Annotated in this window: 17 protein-coding genes; 9 read left to right on the plus strand and 8 right to left on the minus strand. The window is 54.3% G+C overall.

Annotation, left to right across the window (positions count from 1 at the left end; genetic code table 11):
• Positions 1-193: 193 nt before the first annotated feature.
• Positions 194-421, plus strand: coding sequence for a helix-turn-helix domain-containing protein (locus tag BN4275_RS11205; protein WP_066458146.1), 228 nt, complete (start codon positions 194-196; stop codon positions 419-421).
• A 15-nt stretch (positions 422-436) separates the two neighbouring features.
• Here the strand turns inward: BN4275_RS11205 and BN4275_RS11210 are convergent, their stop codons facing one another.
• The 5 genes from BN4275_RS11210 to BN4275_RS11230 all read right to left on the minus strand — a co-directional run bounded on the left by BN4275_RS11210 (position 437) and on the right by BN4275_RS11230 (position 5,733).
• Positions 437-916: a hypothetical protein gene (locus tag BN4275_RS11210; protein ID WP_066458148.1), complete on the minus strand. Its 480-nt coding sequence runs from the start codon at positions 914-916 to the stop codon at positions 437-439.
• Positions 909-2,339 carry an ABC transporter permease gene (locus BN4275_RS11215; protein ID WP_066458151.1) on the minus strand — a complete coding sequence of 477 codons (1,431 nt, stop codon included), beginning with the start codon at positions 2,337-2,339 and terminating at the stop codon, positions 909-911. Before BN4275_RS11215 ends, BN4275_RS11210 begins: the two co-directional genes overlap by 8 nt.
• A complete protein-coding gene (locus BN4275_RS11220; protein ID WP_066458154.1) occupies positions 2,326-4,122 on the minus strand; it encodes a COG1361 family protein in 1,797 nt (598 codons plus the stop codon). Before BN4275_RS11220 ends, BN4275_RS11215 begins: the two co-directional genes overlap by 14 nt.
• Positions 4,119-5,120: an ATP-binding cassette domain-containing protein gene (locus BN4275_RS11225; RefSeq protein ID WP_066458162.1), complete on the minus strand. Its 1,002-nt coding sequence runs from the start codon at positions 5,118-5,120 to the stop codon at positions 4,119-4,121. Before BN4275_RS11225 ends, BN4275_RS11220 begins: the two co-directional genes overlap by 4 nt.
• A 151-nt stretch (positions 5,121-5,271) precedes the next feature.
• Complete coding sequence (locus BN4275_RS11230; RefSeq protein WP_066458164.1) at positions 5,272-5,733, minus strand: GNAT family N-acetyltransferase; 462 nt, start codon at positions 5,731-5,733, stop codon at positions 5,272-5,274.
• Positions 5,734-5,949: 216 nt separating this feature from the next.
• Here BN4275_RS11230 and rlmD (BN4275_RS11235) point away from each other — a divergent pair, with 216 nt between their 5' ends.
• From rlmD (BN4275_RS11235) to BN4275_RS11270, 8 genes are all read left to right on the plus strand, one after another.
• A complete protein-coding gene (gene rlmD / locus BN4275_RS11235; protein WP_066458167.1) occupies positions 5,950-7,308 on the plus strand; it encodes a 23S rRNA (uracil(1939)-C(5))-methyltransferase RlmD in 1,359 nt (452 codons plus the stop codon).
• Positions 7,309-7,769: 461 nt separating this feature from the next.
• Positions 7,770-10,799 carry a bifunctional diguanylate cyclase/phosphodiesterase gene (locus BN4275_RS11240; protein ID WP_242863642.1) on the plus strand — a complete coding sequence of 1,010 codons (3,030 nt, stop codon included), beginning with the start codon at positions 7,770-7,772 and terminating at the stop codon, positions 10,797-10,799.
• Complete coding sequence (gene rlmD / locus BN4275_RS11245; protein ID WP_066458169.1) at positions 10,796-11,968, plus strand: 23S rRNA (uracil(1939)-C(5))-methyltransferase RlmD; 1,173 nt, start codon at positions 10,796-10,798, stop codon at positions 11,966-11,968. Before BN4275_RS11240 ends, rlmD (BN4275_RS11245) begins: the two co-directional genes overlap by 4 nt.
• A complete protein-coding gene (locus BN4275_RS11250) occupies positions 11,965-12,807 on the plus strand; it encodes a GIY-YIG nuclease family protein (protein ID WP_066458176.1) in 843 nt (280 codons plus the stop codon). The genes rlmD (BN4275_RS11245) and BN4275_RS11250 overlap by 4 nt, the downstream gene beginning before the upstream one ends.
• A 68-nt stretch (positions 12,808-12,875) precedes the next feature.
• The gene (locus BN4275_RS11255) at positions 12,876-13,493 is read left to right on the plus strand and encodes a DUF1847 domain-containing protein (RefSeq protein ID WP_066458178.1); all 618 of its coding nucleotides are present in this window, start codon (positions 12,876-12,878) and stop codon (positions 13,491-13,493) included.
• A gap of 195 nt (positions 13,494-13,688) precedes the next feature.
• Positions 13,689-15,026 carry a sodium-dependent transporter gene (locus BN4275_RS11260; protein ID WP_370219249.1) on the plus strand — a complete coding sequence of 446 codons (1,338 nt, stop codon included), beginning with the start codon at positions 13,689-13,691 and terminating at the stop codon, positions 15,024-15,026.
• Positions 15,027-15,053: 27 nt separating this feature from the next.
• Positions 15,054-15,596 (plus strand): GNAT family N-acetyltransferase, encoded by a 543-nt coding sequence (locus tag BN4275_RS11265; RefSeq protein ID WP_066458182.1) that lies wholly within the window; start codon positions 15,054-15,056, stop codon positions 15,594-15,596.
• 28 nt (positions 15,597-15,624) lie between these two features.
• The gene (locus BN4275_RS11270; protein ID WP_066458186.1) at positions 15,625-16,050 is read left to right on the plus strand and encodes a VOC family protein; all 426 of its coding nucleotides are present in this window, start codon (positions 15,625-15,627) and stop codon (positions 16,048-16,050) included.
• Between the two features lie 54 nt (positions 16,051-16,104).
• Here BN4275_RS11270 and BN4275_RS11275 read toward each other — a convergent pair whose 3' ends face one another.
• The 3 genes from BN4275_RS11275 to BN4275_RS11285 are packed head-to-tail and all read right to left on the minus strand — an operon-like array spanning position 16,105 to position 20,853.
• Entirely contained in the window at positions 16,105-18,630 is a 2,526-nt protein-coding gene (locus tag BN4275_RS11275) for an HD domain-containing phosphohydrolase (protein WP_066458189.1), read from the minus strand.
• A complete protein-coding gene (locus tag BN4275_RS11280) occupies positions 18,627-20,276 on the minus strand; it encodes a GH3 family acyl-acid amido synthetase (RefSeq protein WP_066458192.1) in 1,650 nt (549 codons plus the stop codon). Before BN4275_RS11280 ends, BN4275_RS11275 begins: the two co-directional genes overlap by 4 nt.
• A 1-nt stretch (position 20,277) precedes the next feature.
• Positions 20,278-20,853 carry a hypothetical protein gene (locus BN4275_RS11285; RefSeq protein WP_066458194.1) on the minus strand — a complete coding sequence of 192 codons (576 nt, stop codon included), beginning with the start codon at positions 20,851-20,853 and terminating at the stop codon, positions 20,278-20,280.
• Positions 20,854-20,965 lie beyond the last annotated feature (112 nt).

A 20,965-nucleotide genomic window follows, 5' to 3' on the forward strand; every position in this document is an offset into this window, starting at 1 on the left:
CGCGGCTTGGGCCGCAGCCCTGCTTCAGGCGATTTTTCGGTTCCTTTTTCAAGAAAAAAGGAACAAGAAGGAAAAGGACCGGGTCAATTGACCCGGTCCTTTTCCTATATGACGTCTCCCTGTTACGCATTATAGGTCAATTTCACCCTAGCGGCGCTGCAAAAATTTGCTATTCTGGTATAGGGTGATGAAAATGAAACGTTTGAAGGAACTGCGCCTACAGAGAGGCCTTTCCCAAAGAGAACTGGCCAAACAGAGCAGAATTCATCGGACGGCCATTGCAAAGTTTGAAAAAGGGGAACGTTCACCGCGCGCCGCAAGCCTGATCAGACTTGCGGACACATTGCAGGTCAGCATCGATTATCTAATCGACCTGTCAGATGACCCAACGCCATATCGAAGAAGAGAGGACGCAGACTGAACTGCGCCCTCTCTTTTATTTCAGGGGGAAGCGGATGGTGGGTTCCGCTTCGGTGCTGTCTGGCCGCGCCACGTCGATCAGCTCGAGAAAGGCGAGCGTTTCCGGATGCTCCACCTCTTCAAAAAACAGCTTGACCACCCCTTGCTTGATCTGCGCCGGCAGGTACCAGCCTGAGATTTCCGCCCCGTTTTCCCCGATCAGCCGCGCGCCCATCGAGGGGAATTTTTTTACCTCATCCACGGTGCAGACCACCGTCCGCGCCTGTGGATAATAGCGCACATGATAAAGCTGTATGCCCTCCACCCGCATCTTTTCACTGCGCAGGGCGACTTCCGTAAGCACGCCGCCAGGGGTTTCCTCCGCGATCATCCGCATAAAAGAGGAGTAAACCGGCGTTTCAATCAGCTCTTGACGCACGTGCAGCCGCCAGCCGTACCCACACAGCAGGAAAGCCGCCAGGACGAGTACGGCGGCGGCCACTGCTTTTTTATTCATGTTTAATCGCCTCCAACGCGGAGATTTTCATCGCGCGGTTGGCAGGTAGGATGCCGGAAAGCAAGCCGATCAAAGTAGCGAAGCCAATGGCGGCGAACACCAGCCAGAGCGGGATCACCGAAACGGCTGTGGCGGCCTGTTCACCGCCTGCGCCCATCATCATGCCATAGCTCATATAACTGCCTGCGCCCATACCGGAATCTCCCATGCCGGTTGAAAAATTGAAATAATTCATGGCGAAGGAGATCGCATAGCTGATCCCCACGCCGATACAGCCTCCCAGAAACCCGATGACTCCGGCCTCCATCAGAAAGACGGTACGGATGTTGCCGACCACACAGCCGAGCACTTTCATCACGCCGATTTCACGGGTGCGCTCATAGATCGACATGATCATTGTGTTGGTGATGCCGATTGCGGCGACGATCAGCGAGATACCGCCCATCATGCCAAGGAACATCTGCTGCTTGCGGGCGCTTTCCTGCATCGGCTTACGCACAGTTTCCATCGAGCGCGTTTCAAAACCCATCGCCTGGATCTGGGTTTCCACCGGGTCAACATCATCCATCGATTTTACCTTGACGGTGACATTGTTGTAACCGGTGTTCTCCTTTTTGTTGACCAAAATTTTATTGGCTTTGATGTATTCTTCCTCCAGCTTTTTCAGGTCGTTGATGTCCATGATAATGCCGCGGGAAGTTTCGTAGCCTTTGTTCCAGTCCTCTTTAATCCGTGCAACCGCTTTGAGGTCCCGGGTGATATGCTTGGTATCATCCTCATTATTATCGTTGTAGCGGTCGTCCTGTTCGCTGGTCAGATAAAAATCCTCGGTCATCATCTCTACGAACGGGTCGCGGATGACTTCGCCGTTTTCGTCGGTTTCCGGCCAGGTGTAGTTATTATATTTGCTTTTGGTGTCCTCGAAATCATAGTCGGTGTACTGCCCGATCACCACGTTCATCGGCTTGCGGTTGTTGACCTGTGGGCCGGTAGGATATTCGCCTTCAAGCAGCTGATACCCCATCAGCGGCATCGCTTCGGCATAGATGCCGATCACATTTGCCCAGTTCAGCCGGTAACGGTCTTTTTTGCCCGCGACGAGCGACGGGTTGAAATACTGCGGGTTATAAACCGGTGTTGCAACCACCACATTGGGAAGCGCCTGCATCTTGGCAACCGCTTCGTCATCCATCACCATTTTTTCACCGGTTTCGCTGCGGCCGTAGTTCATCACATTGATGATGGTCAAATCGCCCATCTGGGCGAGCATGGCTTCCTGTGCCAGGTTCATGCCGAGACCGAGCGAGATCATGACGACGATCGCGCAGGTGCCGACGATGACTCCCACAATGGTGAGGAGTGTGCGCATCTTGCGGCGGAACAGATTTCCAAGGCACATGGAAATCATATCAGATATCCTCATCATCGTCCTCCAGCAGTTTCTGCTCACGGCGGTTGCGAATGACTTTGGCTATGAATGCCAGCACAATGATCAGAACCACGCCGCCAACCATATACGCCCAGATCGGAATCTGTGCATACCAGGCCGGACTTTCCTCCGGCGGCATATCTTCAGGATTTATCATTTCCTGATCCATTGGCGGCATCTCGATCATAATGCCGTTGGTGGTGAACGGGGAACGCAGTTCGCCGACATTCATATTGGCGTCTTCATATGTAATAATCACTTCCCCGGAAATCGGGCCGGCCTCAAGGGCGCCGATCAGAAAATCGGCGCTCTCCTCCTTGCCGCCTTCGATATTGCCGATAAACTGGCGCTGGCCCGGCTGGGAGATATTTCCCGTGATTTCAGCGGTCACATTATAAACGGTGGTCTTACCCTTGTTGATGAAAGTGGCTTCGATGCCGGAATCCTCCCCGACATAGACTTCGTTCGGGACTTCAACCGGTTCGAGAGAAAAACGGTCAAGCTGGGAAACCGGGATACTGATCTCCTCCTCGGAGGTAAACTGTTTGCGTGCCTCCTCGATGACTGACTCAAACGCGAAGCTCAGTTTGATCGGGTGGGAGATCGGTTCGGCGTTTGGTTTGACCGACAGATGCAGCGTCCGCTGCACCGAGGAATTCTTCGAGAGCTTGTCGATGTAAAAGGTATTGGAGGAACCGTTCATCGTGAAGGCCTCCGGGACCGTGACTTTCAGGACGATATTGTCAACCGGAAGCTTCTGGCTGGTGTTGGTGAAGGTGATCTTCAAATCAAAGTTGCTGGCCGCGGTCACACTGCCGCTGCCGTAATCAAATTCAGAAACGATGATATTCGGCGTGGGCGGCGCGATGTCCGGCTTGCTGGAGCTGTCGTCATCATCGTCGTCGTCATCGTCGTCCTTGTCGCGTTCATAGATTTCACAGCCGTCGATAATCTCATTGAAATGACGGGTCGCGTAATAACTGTCGTGATAATCCACATCCAAAATCATCCGGTTGGTGTCGCCCGTATAATAGGGCCCCTTAAATTCGATCGTATAGGAAACAACGTCGCTTCCCTTGACCTCGATAATTTCACTGGAGGTAAAATTTCGTATGAAGTCCGAATTGATGTTGAAGGTGACGTTGTCTTTGATCGCTTGGAATTCTGATTTGGACAGATTGGTGTCCCGAATGGTCACCCGGAAGGAATTATAGCTTCCTTTTGTCACTTTGGAAATGGGGCGACCGCTGGAATTATAAAACGTCGCGGAAGAGATGGAGTAGTTGCCTTCGGTGCTGTTTGTGAGAATGTTGTCGAAGGTGAAGTCGACCGATTCCGTTTTGGATGGGTTTCCATCAATGTGATAGGTGAGCTTGAAGCTCATTTTCCCGGTCTTCTTTTCGGTGTAATTGACATTGGTGATTGTGAGCGTATAGGTAATATCCTCACCCGTGTTGACCTCGGAAATGACTTTGTCGCTGTCGCCTGACAGCTGGAAGTTGTCGGTGGTAAATTCCACGGTCACTTCCCCCGTGGGATCCGGCACCGCTGTACCGGCGGCCTGCCGCAGCTTTATAACCAGAGAATCAATTTTACCGTTGCTTAACGCCACTTTCGTAATATCTTGGCCGTCCGCTTCGACGCTGTCGACGCGCGGCAGATCCGCTGCCTGTACCGGAATGCCGAGAAGTACTGCCGCAAACGAAATACCGGCGGAAAAAAGCAGAAAAAGGAAGGCAAGCGCCAGGGATAAGATACGGCTGGAAGAACGGGTCATGGGTTCATTTCTCCTTTGCTATCGGCATCATGTTCGGCATCGGCCGTGTTTGGTTCAGATTCACCGGGTTCATTGCTGTCCGGTTCGGACAGCACGTCAGGCTCCGGCAGTTCAAAGGGAGCCCCATCGGGCAGCTCGTCAAGCTCCGGCGGTTCCGGAACAGCTTTTTTCTCCTTCTTTGGTTCGGGAGTGCCGTCATAAACCGGTTCATGCACCTGATCGCTGGTGATTGCACCGTCTATGAGGGTGACCACCCGGTCAGCGTAATCCGCAATCTCCGGGTCGTGGGTGACAATGATGAGCGTCTGACGGTATTTGCGTGCAAAGCGTACCATCATCTTCATAATGTCGATGGTTGTGTGGGTATCGAGATTTCCAGTTGGCTCGTCCGCGAAGACGACCTTCGGCTTGGAAACAAAAGCGCGTGCAATGCCGACACGCTGCTGCTGTCCGCCGGACATTTGGGTCGGTTTGTGGCGGGCGCGTTTTTTCAGCCCGACCGCCGCCAGCATCTTGAGCGCGGCCTTATTGCGGTTGCGTTTGCTGATTCCCTTGAAGATCATCGGCAGCGCGACATTTTCCATAGCGGTCATGGTGGGAAGCAGGTTATAGGATTGAAAAACGAACCCCAGGTATTCCTGCCGGAAACGTGCCAGCTGGTTTTCCGTGAGTTTCGAGATGTTGACCTTCCCAATATAAACTGAACCGCGGGTCGGCTTTTCCAGGCCCGCGAGCTGGTTGAGCAGGGTGGATTTGCCAGAACCGGAGGTACCGACAATGCAAACGACCTGTCCCTGCAAAATTTCCAGATTGATATCGGCGAGCGCGACGACCTTTTCATCACCGATGCGGTACACCTTGCGCAGATGCCGCACGCTGATCATCACCCGCGGCTTTTTTTGCGGCGCGCACAGGGATGCTTCGGCGGAAAGCACCGGTGCCGTCTGCGGAAGTCCGGTGTTTTCCGGCGGCAAAACAGCGACTGCATGCTCTTCCAAAATAGCCGCCTCCTTTCCCGATAATACCTATCATAAAGTGTATTTCCCACAGGGAATTACTGCAAGTATTTCACAGTTTTTACAGCTTTCCAAGATCTTTATATCACAATTGGAAAAGGCCTCCAAAGGATGCTGCCGTCCCTGTATGCACTCAAAGCGTAGGTGCGGCGTATACGCGTTCAGATGCTCCGCCGGCATCCGTTGCCAGCGTTAAGAATTCCCATCCGCACCGTTCGTAAAAAGAGGTGTGGTCGGTCACCAGGTAGAGCTTCTGAAAGCCCATCCGTCCAAAATCCTTGCGCGCAAAGTCTAGGATCGACCTGGCAATCCCCTGGTTGCGGCATCTTTCCTCCACAAAGAGCGCGCACAGATTCGGCGATAGATCGGGCCGGTCGTGAAAATCATTTTCGATAACGCCCGCGCCAGCGGCCACCGCCTGCTTTCCATCCAGAAAAAGATACCACTGCGGAACACCGTACCGCTTTGCAATGCATGCCTGGATACTTTTCCGATAGACTCTGACGGGGATTCCCCATTTTTGGCTGAACCAATCCGCTGCAGTCTCCAGATAATCGGGATGGTCCCGCAGCGGGATAATCCGGTTGTTTTCCATTGCTTTTGCGTCCTTTCGATCTGTGAGACAGGGCCGGCCTCGCTTCCTTGTAAGAACAAGCTGTTTATGTTAAAATAAAGAAGCCTGTCCAGCGGTTTTGGCCGCTGCGGCCGATGGACTGTATGGTTTAAAACAATACAGTTCGAGTATACCATAGAATCTGAAAAAAGCAAGTGCGGGCCGGCTTTGCCCGCGGCAATGGAAAGGGTAGCGGTTATGCTGCAGAAAAACCAGATCATCGATCTTGCGGTCACTGATATGACCCATGAAGGAAGCGGCGTCGGCCATTACGAAGGGATGGCGGTATTTGTCCCGGCATCTGCCGTGGGCGACTGCTTGCGCGTGCGGATTCTGAAGGTCAACAAGACCCATTGCTTTGGGAAAATTGAGCAGGTTATGAGCCCGTCGCCCGACCGGGTGGAAACGGACTGTCCGGTGAGCCGCCGCTGCGGCGGCTGTGTGTTCCGGCATGTTTCCTATGCGGCGCAGCTCAGATATAAGCAGCATTTTGTCCAGTCAAACCTTGAACGGATCGGTGGTTTTTCATTGTTGACAGAGCCCATCGAGCCATCTCCGCAGATTGACGGATACCGTAACAAGGCCCAGTATCCGGTGCGGATGCAGAAGGGGAAGCTGGCGGCTGGATTTTTCGCGCCGCGCACCCATGAAGTGATCGACTGCCACAGCTGCCTTTTGCAGCCACCAGGCTTCCAGGGCATTCTGGAATCGGTGCTTTCCTTTGCGGAGAAATATGGCGTTTTGGCCTACGACGAACTGTCCGGGCAGGGACTGCTGCGGCATGTCTATCTGCGCTGCGGCCAGCAGAGTGGGGAAATTATGGTCTGCCTGGTGGTGAACGGTTCGGGCTTGCCGCACGAAAAAGAATTGGTCGGGACGCTGCGCGCGTGCAATCCGTCGATTGTTTCAATCCTTCTTAATGAAAACACGCGTAATACCAATGTCATCTTGGGGCAGCGCACCCGGCTTCTCTACGGGAAGGATCATATTACCGATACGCTGTGTGGTGTGCGGTTTGACCTTTCGCCGCACGCATTTTATCAGGTCAACAACCCCGGGGCCGAACGGCTTTATGGTGTGGCGGAGGAATATGCTTCGCTGACGGGAGAAGAAACAGTTCTCGACCTGTACTGCGGCGCTGGAACAATCGGCCTTTCACTGGCTGGCCGGTGCAAACAGGTCATCGGGGTGGAAATCGTTGCGCAGGCGGTGGAAAACGCGGCTTCGAACGCCCAAAAAAACGGAATCACAAACGCGCGGTTTCTCTGCGCGGATGCGGTGCAGGCCGCGAAGCGGCTGGCCGCAGAAGGGGTCCGGCCGGATGTGATCATCCTTGATCCGCCGCGCAAAGGCTGTGAAGCGGCGCTGCTTGATACGGTAGCCGGGATGTCACCGCAGAAGATTGTGATGGTATCCTGCAACAGCGCCACCATGGCGCGGGACTGCAAGATACTGGCGGGAAAGGGATATACGCTGGTGCGGTGCAGGCCGGTGGATATGTTCCCGCACACCGCGCATGTGGAAAGCGTGTCGCTTCTCTGCCGGGAGTCGACCTAAACCTGCCCGGGATTGGGAAAAGTCCGGATTTTTCTGTCCGGCTGCGGCTCGCTGGCTTTTGTTTTCCCGGAATAGATGGTATAATAGCTGCAGAGCGGCTATTATACCGGGTTTATGACCAGGCAGATGCGTCGGCAAAGCCGACTCCCTGCCCGATGGCCCATTATCCCACTGCGTGCTTCGCGCGTGTGGGATAATGGACGCGACAGAAAGCGGCGCAGGCCGCTTTCCTTCCGCGCAAAGCGCGGATACGCCGCCGCGGCGCGCGTACATTTCATCATAGCCGAACCCGGCTTTGCCGTTTCTAATGCGGCTTTACGGCATACAGGCACGGAGTGTGCCTGCGGTTATGCTGTAAGAGCTTTTCGAAAAACGCGGGATCTTTTCCCTCCCCGCAGGGACATGTAAAGATCCAGGAGATCAAAAAGATGCTGCATTACCAGGATAAGGAAGGATAAAAAATGCTGCCAGTCAGCCTGGAAAAATTTTATGAAGGGCTTCCTCAGCTGTTTCCGTATTTTGCGGGAACAGATTCGCTGGAAGCGGATGTCGCGGCAATCGGGCGGTTTGTCTCGGGGCTGACCGCGTGTGAAAAATTGATGGTGGTGCGTCTTGACGACCGAAACCCCGAAGTGTGCAGGGAGGCGGCCATCTGGGGGGACGCGGACCTGTTCGGACCGAACCTTCATGGATTTCTGCAGGCTCGGCTGAAACGGCTGCTCGCACTGCTTGGGAAACAGGAGAGCCTGACAGGCCCTGAACTGGAACAGCTATTGACAGGCGGCGGTATCCCGGCTCTTTGCAGTGCGCTTTTTCCGCTGCGGTTTGAAGGGCGGCTGGCAGGCCTTTTGCTTGTGCAGAAAATAGAGGCTCCCTGGCGGCAGGAGGAACTGGAGCTGGCCGCGTTCGCGGGGAAGATCCTGGGGGCGGCACTCTCCGACCGCACCCACCTCGAAAACGAGGAACTTTACCGGTTCGTTTTTAATACGGTGATGGATGGGATGCAGGCGAGCCTTTATATCACAGATCCGGTTACCGACCGGATTCTGTTCATGAACAGGACCATGCGTGAACAGTTCGGCATCGAGCATCCCGAAGGGAAGGTCTGTTGGCAGGTTCTGCAAAAGGGAATGCACGAACGCTGCCCGTTTTGCCCGATAAAAACGCTGCTGGAAAGCGGTTCAGAGAATCCGTCCCACCAGTGGGAGGAGAAAAACCCGGTCACCGGCCGGACCTATCAAAATTATGACAGCCTGATCCGCTGGCTGGACGGATCGATCGTCCATTTTCAGCAGTCGATCGATGTGACTGAGCTGAAAAGCGCTTACACCGATGAGCTGACCCGGATGATGACCCGGCGCGCTGGGAAAGAAGCTCTGCGCAAGACTCTGGAAAAGGCCTGTGAAAATGGGGAAACGGTCACGGTGTGCATGTATGACGTCAATCTGCTTAAGGAGATCAACGACATCTATGGACATGCCGAAGGCGACCGCATTCTCGCGGTCGTCGCGGAAAAAGTGCGGGAGGTACTGACCGAACGGGATTATGCCTTCCGGTTAAGCGGGGACGAATTTATTGTCGTGTTCCTGGCCAGGCGAAAAAATGTCCAGAGCCGGATGCAGGGTGTGCTGCGGAAGCTTGAGAGCGGAAGCGAGGCATATCGGATCGGTTTTTGTTATGGGCTGGTGGAAGTGCAGCCCGACCGGCCAATCTCACTGGAGGAAGTACTGACCCTTGCCGACGAGCGGATGTACGAGCATAAACGCAGCTATCACATCCTTTATAACGAACGGAAACGAAAAAACGGGTTCAAAATTCCGGATATGCAGTTTTCGTACGATAAAGAACGGCTCTATCATGCTTTGGTGCAGAGCACCGACGACTATGTCTATGTCTGCAACCTGAAAACCGGGGTGTTCCGTTACACGCCGGCGATGGTGGAAGAATTTGGGCTTCCCGGCGAAGTGATTGAGAATGCCGCCGCGGTGTGGGGCGCGAAGGTGCATGAAAACGACCGGCAGGCATTCCTGGAATCAAACCAGGAGATTGCGGACGGACGCGCAACCTCCCATTGTGTCGAATACCGGGTGATGAACCGGCATGGGGAATGGGTCTGGGTCCGGTGCAGAGGGCATGTGGAGCTTGATGACGATGGGGAACCGGTACTTTTCGCAGGCTTTATCACGAACCTTGGCAAAAAGAACAATATCGACCATCTAACCGGCCTTTTTAACAAGTTTGAATTTGAGGATCAGATCCAGCATCTGCTGGAAAGCGACCCGGACAAAGGGTTTGCGGTCATGGTGCTTGGAATAGACGATTTGAAGCATATCAACGACCTTTACGACCGCTTTTTCGGGGATGAGGTGATTCGGATCACCTCCCAAAAACTACGGGTGCTTTTGCCGAACGGTGTTTTTGTCTACCGGCTGGATGGAGACGAATTCGGAGTGATCGCGCGGGATACCGGGGTCGAAGGGATACAGAAGATCTATCGGAAAATCCGGCAGACCTTCCAGAGCCAACAGGAATACGAAGGGAAAAAGTATTACTGCACCTTGTCGGCCGGATGCCTGTTCTATCCGCAGGACGCGCAAAATTATCTGGATCTGTTCAAATACGCGGGCTATTCGCTGGAATACGCGAAGAGCCATGGCAAAAAGCGCTGTGTTTTCTACTCGAAGGATATCTTGGCATACCGGACGCGCGCGCTTGAGCTGGTGGAACTGCTGCGCGAAAGCGTGGAAAATGACTTTTCCGGTTTTCGGATCTGCTTTCAGCCGATCGTCAATGCGGTGGATGGCACGCTGGCCGGTGTGGAGGCGCTTTCCCGCTGGCATTGCGGCAAGTATGGGGAGGTTTCCCCGGTGGAATTCATTCCGCTTCTTGAGAAGAGCGGCCTGATCATCCCGGTGGGGAAATGGGTGCTGCGCACAGCGGTGCGCGCCTGCAAAAGTTGGAACCGTCCCGGGCTTGCGGTGAATGTAAATCTTTCCTATCTGCAGCTGGAGGATTCGGATTTTGTCGCCTTCCTGCGCGGCGCGCTGGAGGAGGAAGCCTATTCCCCGCGGGATCTTGTGGTGGAACTGACGGAATCCGCGTTTGCAAAGGAAGATACGCGGGTCCAGAAAATTTTCCGGGAAATCCGTGAAATGGGCGTGCGTATCGCGATGGATGATTTCGGTACCGGATATTCGGCGCTTGGAATCCTGAAAAAATCGCCGGCGGATCTTGTGAAGATCGACAAGGCCTTTATCAAGGATATCCGTATCAGCAATTTCGACGCGACCTTCATTCGTTTTGTGGTGGCTCTTTGCCACGATGTGGGCATCCAGGTCTGTCTCGAAGGGGTGGAAACAGAAGCGGAATACAAAGTTGTGAGTGAAATGGGCCTGGATTTCATCCAGGGCTATCTGTTTGGCCGGCCGATGGAAGAACGGGACTTCCTTGCCGTCTATCCGGCAAACCCGAAGGAAGGAATGGATATATGACCGATACGGTTTTGAAAAGCAAAGCGGCGTCCTGCCCGCTTTATAAAAAATGCGGGGGCTGCCAGCTGCAAAATCTGAGCTATCCGGAACAGCTTGCCTTTAAACAGCGCAAGGTGCAGCGGCTGCTCGGCCGCTTTGGCAGGATCGAGCCGATCATTGGGATGGAGAACCCGTTCCACTACCGCAACAAGGTGCAGGCCGCGTTCGGCCGCACACGGGAGGGCAGGATTATTTCCGGGGTCTATCAGTCGAGCAGTCACCGGATCGTACCGGTGGAACGCTGCATGACCGAGGACCTGCTTGCGGATGAGATTATCGTGACCATCCGTTCGATGCTCCGCGGCTTTCGCATTGAACCATACGATGAGGACAGCGGGCGCGGGCTGCTGCGCCATGTGCTGGTCAAACGCGGTTTCCAGAGCGGGCAGGTCATGGTCGTGCTTGTGACCGCTTCGCCGGTATTCCCGGCAAAGCGCAGCTTTGTGACGGCCCTGTGCAAGGCGCATCCGCAGATTACCACCGTGCTCCAGAATGTGAACCCCTATCGGACAAGCCTGGTGCTTGGGGAACGCGAACAGGTGCTTTATGGGCCGGGGTATATCGAGGATACCCTCTGCGGATGTATTTTCCGAATCTCAGCGCGGTCGTTTTACCAGATCAATCCTGTACAGACCGAAATTCTCTATGGCAAAGCGATCGAATATGCGGGTCTTGATGGGACGCAGACAGTGATCGACGCCTACTGCGGCATCGGTACGATCGGGCTCATTGCGAGCCGCCATGCGGGCAATGTGATCGGGGTGGAAAATAACCGGGACGCGGTGCGCGACGCGATTTCCAACGCGAAACGCAACGCCATCAGGAACGCATGGTTTACCTGCGCGGACGCGGGCGAATTTATGGTGGAGATGGCCGAAGAAGGAAAACGCGCCGACGTGGTGTTTATGGACCCGCCGCGCGCTGGCAGTGACGAACGGTTCCTTCTGTCGGCCGAGCGGCTTGCCCCCAGCCGGATTGTTTATATCTCCTGCAATCCGGAAACGCAGGAGCGGGATCTTATGCATCTGACCGGTAACGGTTACCGTGTGCGGACGATCCAGCCGGTGGATATGTTCCCGCACACCAATCATGTGGAAACAGTCTGTTTGTTGGAACGGGAGGTTTTATGATGCGTGGAAAGGCGATCCGGCATTTTTTGATTGAAGGCCAGGCAGATGGAAGATGGGTGAGCGAGCTGTCGAATTGGACGGGGAAGAGCTATAAAATCCCGCGGACCTATGTGAATTCCTGTGGCGACAGAAGCGATTTGAACAATACCGGGGTGTATTTCCTTTTCGGACGCAATGACGATACAGATATGGACCAGGTCTACATCGGCGAAGCGGAAAATATCCTGACCCGGATAAAAGCGCATTTGACCGAAAAGGATTTTTGGACCGAATGCGTGGTTTTCATCAGCAAAGACAATAACCTCAACAAAGCGCATGTCAAATATCTTGAATACCACCTCTATCTCCTTGCGAAAGAGGCCAATAAATATGAAATCCTGAATACCAATACGCCGACGGAATCGTCCATATCGGAGATGGATCGCGCGGAAATGGATGAGTTTATTGACAATATGCGGCTGATCCTAAGCGTTTTGGGGCATAAGGTTCTGGAGCCTTCGCGCGGCACTTCACATGGAAAGGGCACCGCTGTGTTTTATTTGCACGAGCGCACCGGGGCCAATGCCAGCGGAAAGATGAGTTCGGATGGCTTTGTCGTATTGAAAGGGTCAAAGATTGCCGAAGCTGTACAGCCATCCCTTTCTCCTTCAACCGTCAATCGGCGCAGTATGCTGGTCGAAAAGGGGATCATTGACGAACAGAACGTCTTTACACAGGACTGGGCGTTCAGCAGCCCAACCTTGGCGGCCACTGTTGTTGTGGGATATAACATCAATGGCAGAGTTGCCTGGAAAACGAAAAAAGGCATCCCGCTCAAGGAAATGGAAGCGGAATTGTAGCCGTATAAAACCGGATACGGCGGACGGGCGCCGGCCCATCCGGACAAAACTTGGAGGGAAGTGAAGTTATGTACACCTGCGCGGAATGCGCCGTCCATGCCTGCAATGAAGAAAATCGGGACAATCTGCCTAAGAATTGTCCGATGCGCAGGGAGGACGGGTTCTTTGCCGAGACTTTCAGGGAATATGAAAAGCCGGAGCAGCATGAATTTTATATCAAAGCGTCCGAGATCGAAGCGATCGGTTATGGCCAGTGGACTCGGATGCAGGAGATTATGGAATTCTGCCGCAATATGGGTTATCAGAAACTTGGGCTGGCGTTCTGCCGCGGGCTTCGGTGGGAGGCGAAAGTGATCAGCCGGGTTTTGCGGCAAAATGGATTTACGGTCGTATCGGTCATCTGCAAAACCGGTGGAATCCCGAAGGAACAGGCCGGAATTGTACAAAAACTGGGGAAGGGATTCGAGCCGATGTGCAACCCAATTGCGCAGGCGGCGCTTCTCAATGAGCAAAAGACCCAGCTCAACATCGTGGTAGGACTGTGTGTTGGGCATGACTCGCTCTTTTATAAATATTCGGATGCAATGGTCACCACCCTGATCACCAAAGACCGGGTGCTGGCGCATAACCCGGCTGGCGCGGTTTACTGCGCGGAGGGTTACTACAAGAAAAAATTGACGCGATAAAACGAAACGGACAGATGGGCAGGCCCGCCGTATCGTATCGATACGGCGGGCCTGCCTGTTTATACCGCGGCGAAAAGCCGAATAAAAACGATGGAACACGCCTTGCGCGGCGGAAGAAATGATAAATTGCGCAAAAGCGTGAAGAATATAGAACGAATTCCCAATACAAGAAAAGAATCGACGGGGTGAATGGATTTGTCAAGTCATAAGAAACGAAATCAATGGGCGTCCAGGCTGGGATTTATCCTTGCGACGGCGGGCGCGGCGGTCGGGCTGGGAAACCTGTGGAAGTTCCCATACCTGATGGGAAAGAACGGGGGATTCCAGTTTTTAGCGGCTTATCTGGTGTTTGTGGTGCTGCTGGGGCTCCCGGTGATGATCACCGAGATGTCCATCGGCAGGTATACCCAGCGCAACCCGGTGGACGCCTACCGTACCATCAACCGCAAAACCACCTTCATCGGGGTGATGGGGGTGCTTTCCGCCTTTATCATCCTCTCTTATTATAGTGTGATCGGCGGCTGGATTCTCAAATATATCGCTTCCTATGCGACCACCTTTGCCGCGCCGGTGGATTTTGCGGCCTATATTGCCGAACCGGTGCAGCCAGTGGTATGGCATTTGGTATTCATGCTTGCCACCTGCATCATCTGCTATAAGGGCACTCATGGCATTGAAAAGGCGTCCACCATCATGATGCCGGCGCTTTTCATCATTCTGGTCATTATCATTGTGCGCTCGGTGACCCTGCCGGGCGCGGGGGACGGGCTGCGGTTTATCTTTTCCGCGACCGGCTCCAAGTTCAGCTTTGCATCGCTGGCGGCTGCGCTGGGACAGGTGTTCTATTCGCTTTCGCTCTGTATGGGCATCACGATCACCTATGGCAGCTATCTCGGCCGCCATGCGGACATCCCCAAAAGCTGTCTGACAGTGGCTGGGCTTGACACAGCGGTGGCGGTGCTTGCGGGCCTGGCGATCTTTCCGGCGGTCTTTTCGTTCGGACTTGAGCCGGCGCAGGGGCCAAGTCTCATCTTTGGGACGCTCCCGAAGGTTTTCCAGGAACTGTACGGGGGGCTTTTCTTCGCGCTGCTCTTCTTCATCCTGCTATTCTTCGCGGCATTGACCTCCGCGATCGCGCTGCTCGAATGTGTGATTTCCTTCACGATGGACGACCTGCACTGGAGCCGTAAAAAGTCGGTGCTGGTTCTGGGGCTACTGGTATTCCTGGCCGGTGTGCCGAGCGCGCTCTCCTATGGAGTCCTTGCTGATTTCACCATTCTGAACTATTCCTTCTTCGATTTCATGGGGATGCTCACCGACAACATCCTTATGCCGCTGGGCGGTATCGCGATGTGTGTTTACATCGGCTGGTTCTGGGGCCCCGGAAAACTCATCGCCCATATCGAATCGGACGGCATCAGCTTCAAGCTGAAAAAGGCCTGGCTCTGGTGTGTGCGGATTATCACTCCGGTGATGATAACAATTGTCACCATCATTGGGTTTATCAGTATCTACAACACCGTGCGCGGATAAAATGATATTGGGGAGAAGGAATACGTCATGAATCTGGAAACGCGCCGGTTGATTTTGCGTCCATGGCGGGACACGGATGCGGAAGATTTATTTGCATATGCAAAAGATCCCCTGGTGGGCCCGGCCGCAGGCTGGCCGCCGCATACAAGTGTGGAAGACAGCCGCGGGATCATAAGGACCGTGCTGTCCGCGCCCGAGACTTATGCGGTTGTGCTCAAAGAAACCGGACAGCCCGTGGGAAGTGCCGGACTTATGATCGGGAAGGCAAGCAACTTTCAAATTGGCGAAAACGAGGGGGAACTCGGTTATTGGATCGGGGTGCCGTATTGGGGAAAGGGGCTCATCCCCGAAGCGGCGCGGGAGCTGCTGCGGCATGGTTTTGAGAATTTGCACCTGGAAAAAATCTGGTGCGGCTATTTTGACGGCAACGAAAAATCCCGCCGTGTGCAGGAAAAATGTGGATTCGTCTATCATCACACAAATAAGGAAATCGCATGTGAGCTGATGGGGGATATCCGGACAGAACATATTTCCTGCTTGACAAAAGACGCCTGGAAAAGCGCCCGGTAAACAATCCATATCGGGAGGTAATGGTGTGATGGAGGACGCGCTGAAAATTAAACTGTACGCATTTACGGTGGATTGCAAAAATCCACAGGAACTGGCGGCATTCTATGCGGCGCTGCTTCATTGGGAAATCCCGTTTTCCAATGAAGAATGGGCGTGCCTGGGCGCTCCGGGAACCAATCAGGGGGAATATCCCGGCATCCTGTTCCAGCGAAACCCCACGTATGAACCGCCCGTATGGCCGCAGGAGCCGCAAGCGCAGCAGCAGATGGCGCATATGGATTTTGCTGTGAACGATCTGGAAAAAGCCGTCCAGCATGCGGTCGATTGTGGGGCGAAGGTGGCGGACAAGCAGTTCTCCGATGACTGGAGGGTGATGTTTGATCCCGCCGGGCACCCGTTTTGCTTATGCCAGATGAAATCAGTCATCGAGAGTCCCTATTTTGCACTGCGATAGAAAAGTATAAAAAGAATGCGGTCGGTTGAAACCGGCCGCATTCTTTTATAAGTTTCAGCTATTTTCTGTTACATAAGGATGCACCTGAATCCTACCCGCGCGAACCTCTTCCACAAAGACCTTCGCAAGCCTTGGGTCGAACTGGCGCCCGGCCTGATCTTCGATCTCCTTAATGGCGAAATCGACCGGAAGAGCCTGCTTATAGGAACGTTTGGAGGTCATTGCGTCGAACGAATCGGCGATTGCAAGGCAGCGGGCCGCGATGGGGATATCCTCCCCGGAGATGCCGCGCGGGTAGCCTTTGCCGTCCCAGCGTTCGTGGTGGCCGATGACGGCCGGGATGACGTAATCAAGCGAGGGCAGGTGGCGGATCATGGCGATCGAATGCTCCACATGGGTTTTCATCGTTTCAAATTCCTCCCGGGTCAGCCTGCCAGGTTTGTTGAGGATCTCCTCCGGGATGCCGATTTTGCCGATGTCGTGCAGCAAAGCGGCCTCACGGATGATTTCGATGTGGTCCTTGTTGAGGTTCAGCGCAACCGCCAAAGCGGTGGAATATTCCGCCACATTCTGCGAGTGGCTGAAGGTGTAATGGTCCTTGGCGTCAATCGCGGCGGTCAGCGCGTAGATCGTGGAGGCATATTCGGCGTAGACGCCTGTTGCCACAGGGGAATCTTTCACATCGATCAGCTCGCCCTTTTTCTGAAGCGAATAGATGATGATCTTGTTTTTCCCGCTGCGTTTGGCGTTGAATACCGCCATATCGGCATTGCCGACCAGCTGTTTGACATTCGACGCGGCATAAGGATAAGCGCAGACGCCGCCGGAGAGGGTAAGCGCCCGCAGCGCGGCTCCTTTGGCATGCTTATTCATATCAATGATCTGCTGCTTGATCGTACAGGCGAGGTTATAGGCCGCCATCGCGTCGTAACAGGGCAGGATGATGGCAAATTCCTTGCCGCCGTACCGGGCGGGAATACCATTCTGCCCGACACAGGCAGTGATGATCCGCGCGATACTCTGCAGTGCGAGGTCGCCCTCCATATTGCCGTAAAGCTGGTTATAGAGCTTGAAATCGTCGACATTGAGGATCACGAGCGCAAGCGAACGGTCACGGCAGCGTTCGAATTCCTCGTCCAGTTTTTCGTAGAAGAATTTGCGGTTCAGAAGCCCGGTGAGATTGTCGATGCGGGATTCATAGTAAGCTTTTTCATAGAGCTTCGCGTTTTTGATGGCGATGGAAACGATCGAGTTGACCGATTCCAGGAAGGTTACGTCGTCAAAGGTGTAATTGTCGTGCTTATACTTTTTGGCAAGGCACAGGATGCCGACCAGCTCCTCGTCGCAGACGAGCGGTACGAGACATTCGATGTCCAGATCGCGCAGCTGCCGCTTCTCGCTTTCCCACATCGATTTATACGGTACGGTGCGGGAAAATTCCTTGAGGATGAGACAGTTTTCCTGCTCGCGCATCCACCGCACGCAGGGGTTGGTAAACGAGATTGCAAAGCTGTGGGAGTCGAGCGGACTGGCTGACGCCATTGTCCGGTAAAACTGGGTTTTGTCATCCGCAAGACAGACATAGACCTTTTCCACGTCGACCGCGCTCTTGACGACGGTGACAAGCTGGTCGAGAATGTCATCCAGATTCAGGCTTTTGGAAATATTCGTGGAGAAATCGCGCAGCTGCTGGGTGCGGGCGGCCTCCTCCTTGATGAAGAGGTTGTCGAGCAGTGTTTTCATCAGTTTATACATGGTGAAGGTGAGCACCGCAAAGACAATTGCGATGACCAGCGTGGTCGAATCGGAGAACTGCGGGAAGAAACGCCGGATGAAATCCTCCAGCGGCCGCACCATGTTGATGAAGAGCAGAGAGGAGAAGATCGCGGCGAGCAGATAGGTGGTGCCGCGCGAGACAAGCAGGGTCAATTTGAACAGCCTGCGCTTATAGAGCGCGTAGAACATGAAACCGGCATTGATGATGCCGGAGAGGGTATCGCCGGGAAAACGGCCGATGAATGGGAAGGAGGCCGCGATGTTGCCGAAAAAGAGGATTGCCAGCCCGATTAGCACCGGCGTGATTCTGGTGGAGGCTGTGCCGTTCTTTTTGATGTCCTTGACCACCATCAGGATGATCGAGAGCACCACCGCCATGCAGAAAAAGACCGGGATCGCAACCAGCGGGCTCATGTCGTAGATAAAGCTGGCCTGCCCGTCACCGATGTCCAGAACCTGCGGGTTGGTGATGAACACATCGCATAGGCTCATGATGAGGATGATCGCCGTGCCCGCCGTCCAGGCGCCGCGCAGGAAATACCCCTTGTAACCAAGGAAATCACACATGAAATTGTAGTAGAAAAGCGGGATGCAGAACATGCCGAGGTTTGAAACCTGGCACCAGAACGGGACGCCGGGATAGAGCTGCATGCGCATGAAGAAAGAGCCGCCGGTCCACATGATGAAGATGATCAGCAGCGCGATGAACGAATAGATCACCTTGTTTTTCTTTGCGGCCAGGAAGGCAAGCAGCAAAAACAGATAGCAGGAAAGGGCGGTCAGCGGGACTGCTACAAAGATCATAAGTAGACGCAGCCCCCTTCCAGCGAGAGGTCGCGTTCCTGGAAACGCAGCAGTTCGAGCATATCATAGGAGGACGGGTTGATCCGTCGGATCGTGTGCCCGGTGGCTTTCCGATAGGCGGCGACCGTTCCGGATTTCAGGAAGGTGATCTTGAGCGGATCGATGCCGAGCAGCCGTTTCAGGTCGTGGTAATCGCTGTCGAAATAGGTGAAGTAGACGCTCAGATGCTCCTCCAGCACCTGGCGGGAGAGCGCGCTCGATTCGACCGCCTCCTGGCTCATTTCAACGTACATATGCAGATACGGCCGGCCCTCCTCGTTGTATTCCTTGAGGGCGAACCATTCGGCGATCCCGAGCTTTGAAAGCCGGATGACCTCCTCGATGGAGGCCTCGGTGATGCGGGTGAAGCCACCGATATCGATGACAGTGGGAACCCGGTCGACATAAGCGAACCGCGGCAGGCGGATACCGGAGGATTGGCTGCCCATCCCGAGGCACCGGTAAACGTCGCCCACACGGTAACGCATGAAGGCGCCGCCCTTAAAGACACTGATGACCAGCTCGTAGTTCTGGTTCGGGACCAGCTCGTCCATGAGATAGGTCTTGGGTTTGTAAGAGGGGTCCGTAAAGTTGCGCAGCATCTCGTTTTCCGGGATGAATTCATAGAAACAGGCGTCCGGGAAGAGGTAAAGCCCGTTTTTCTCCCAGCTTTCACAGCCGATGCAGGTGGGCTCGGTCCCCGCCATGATTTCCAGTGGCCGCACGCCCCAGAATTCCTCGAGCGCGCGCTTATAGTGGCTGCTGTCGGTGCCCGCACAGACGAAGCCCTTGAGGCGGAAAACATCCTTGGGCATGATCGGCGTGCCGTTCTTTTTGCTGTGGTAGCGGGCGGAAAGGTAACGGTAGATCATCTTCGGAGAGAAGCGGAGCGAATGACCGCCGTCATGTGCAGCGCCGGAAGCCCCCTTGGAGGAGATCATATCCCCGAAGCTGCTGCTGATGTAATAGGCCACGCTGCTCAGGCCGAAAAAGATGTCGATCCCTTTTTGGAAACCGAGCTTGAAGCCGAGCTTGTTGCGCTGGGAGAAGGACATCTTCTCCGCAACCTTGACCGGCGGCAGAAACTCCATGCTCATCTCATCTCCCAGGATGAGCGGCAGGATGCCGGTGGCGTAGGGCAGCGGCGCAAGGCCATAGAGCATTTTGTCGTTGTGGCCCACATTGAATTTCCCGCGCTCGTTGCTGGTGGACAGCACGAGGCAGGAGATGACATTGTTTTTATAGACGTCGAGCATGCTCTTGGTGTAAGGAGCGAGCTTGACCGGATGTTTGCCGCTTTCCCAGGTGGTCTGAATCCAGATGACCGGGTCGTCCGGGAGCATGTCGCCGCGTTTCTGGAGCAGGACGTCGGCGTAATCCGCATAATCGGTCAGCGGTACGCGCGCGCGAAACTCATCGATGGTATGCGGCGGCAAGCCGGGAAGGATACGTCTCCCCAGCTCGCAGTTGCACCACATTTGAATCTGCTCAAGCATCAGACGTTTCTGGATCTCCATATAGGAGGGGAGATCCAGGTCCAAAAAGCCGCAATACTCCTGCCAGAGCAGATCAAACTGCTGTTTTTTGAGCTTCTCCTCAAAGTTCATCTTAAAACTCCTCTGACGCCTTCAGCGTCTCAAGGCAACGTTTCACACTCTCAAAGTTCGGAATCAAAAACGGGACGGAAGCCTGGTAGGCCGGATATTCGGGAAACTGGCGCGGGAAAATGAACCGGTCCTGTATTACGACATACAGGAGGTTGAGCAGGGAAAAAAGGAACGCCGCAGCCAGCAGGCTGTTTTTACCCATGGCGAGCCATGCGGAGAAATAAGCGCCCGCGAACCACAGGACGCCTGGGTGCCGGCAGAGCGCATAGACGCCGCGGTCATAAACCGCAGGCGGCCGCGTGGGGTCCGCCGGAACCGGCAGGACCATCACAATGAGCAGCGTATACGCGAGCAACAACAGAAAAACCGCCGCCAGCGCCCAGAACAGGATCCTCAGAAAAACGGGCGGCAGAAAACCGTCGGAGGGCAGAACCGCTGCCTGGATGGTTGCATACAGCAAAAGGAGCGCTGCGAGGGGAAACAGAGCTTTCCCGGCAAAAGAACGGGCAGTGATGTTGTTGAGGTCATAACAAAGAAACATCAGAAAAGAAAAAGCGCCCAGAATCAGGTGCAGCATAGCAGCCTCCAGAAAGGAATTCTAATTTATTCTATCAAAGTTTTATCGCAATTGCAACAAAATTCGACGCTTTTATTCATAAATCGCACAGGTACACAAAAAAATTAGCGGA

Source organism: Anaerotruncus rubiinfantis, from assembly GCF_900078395.1.
GTDB classification, from domain to species: domain Bacteria; phylum Bacillota; class Clostridia; order Oscillospirales; family Ruminococcaceae; genus Anaerotruncus; species Anaerotruncus rubiinfantis.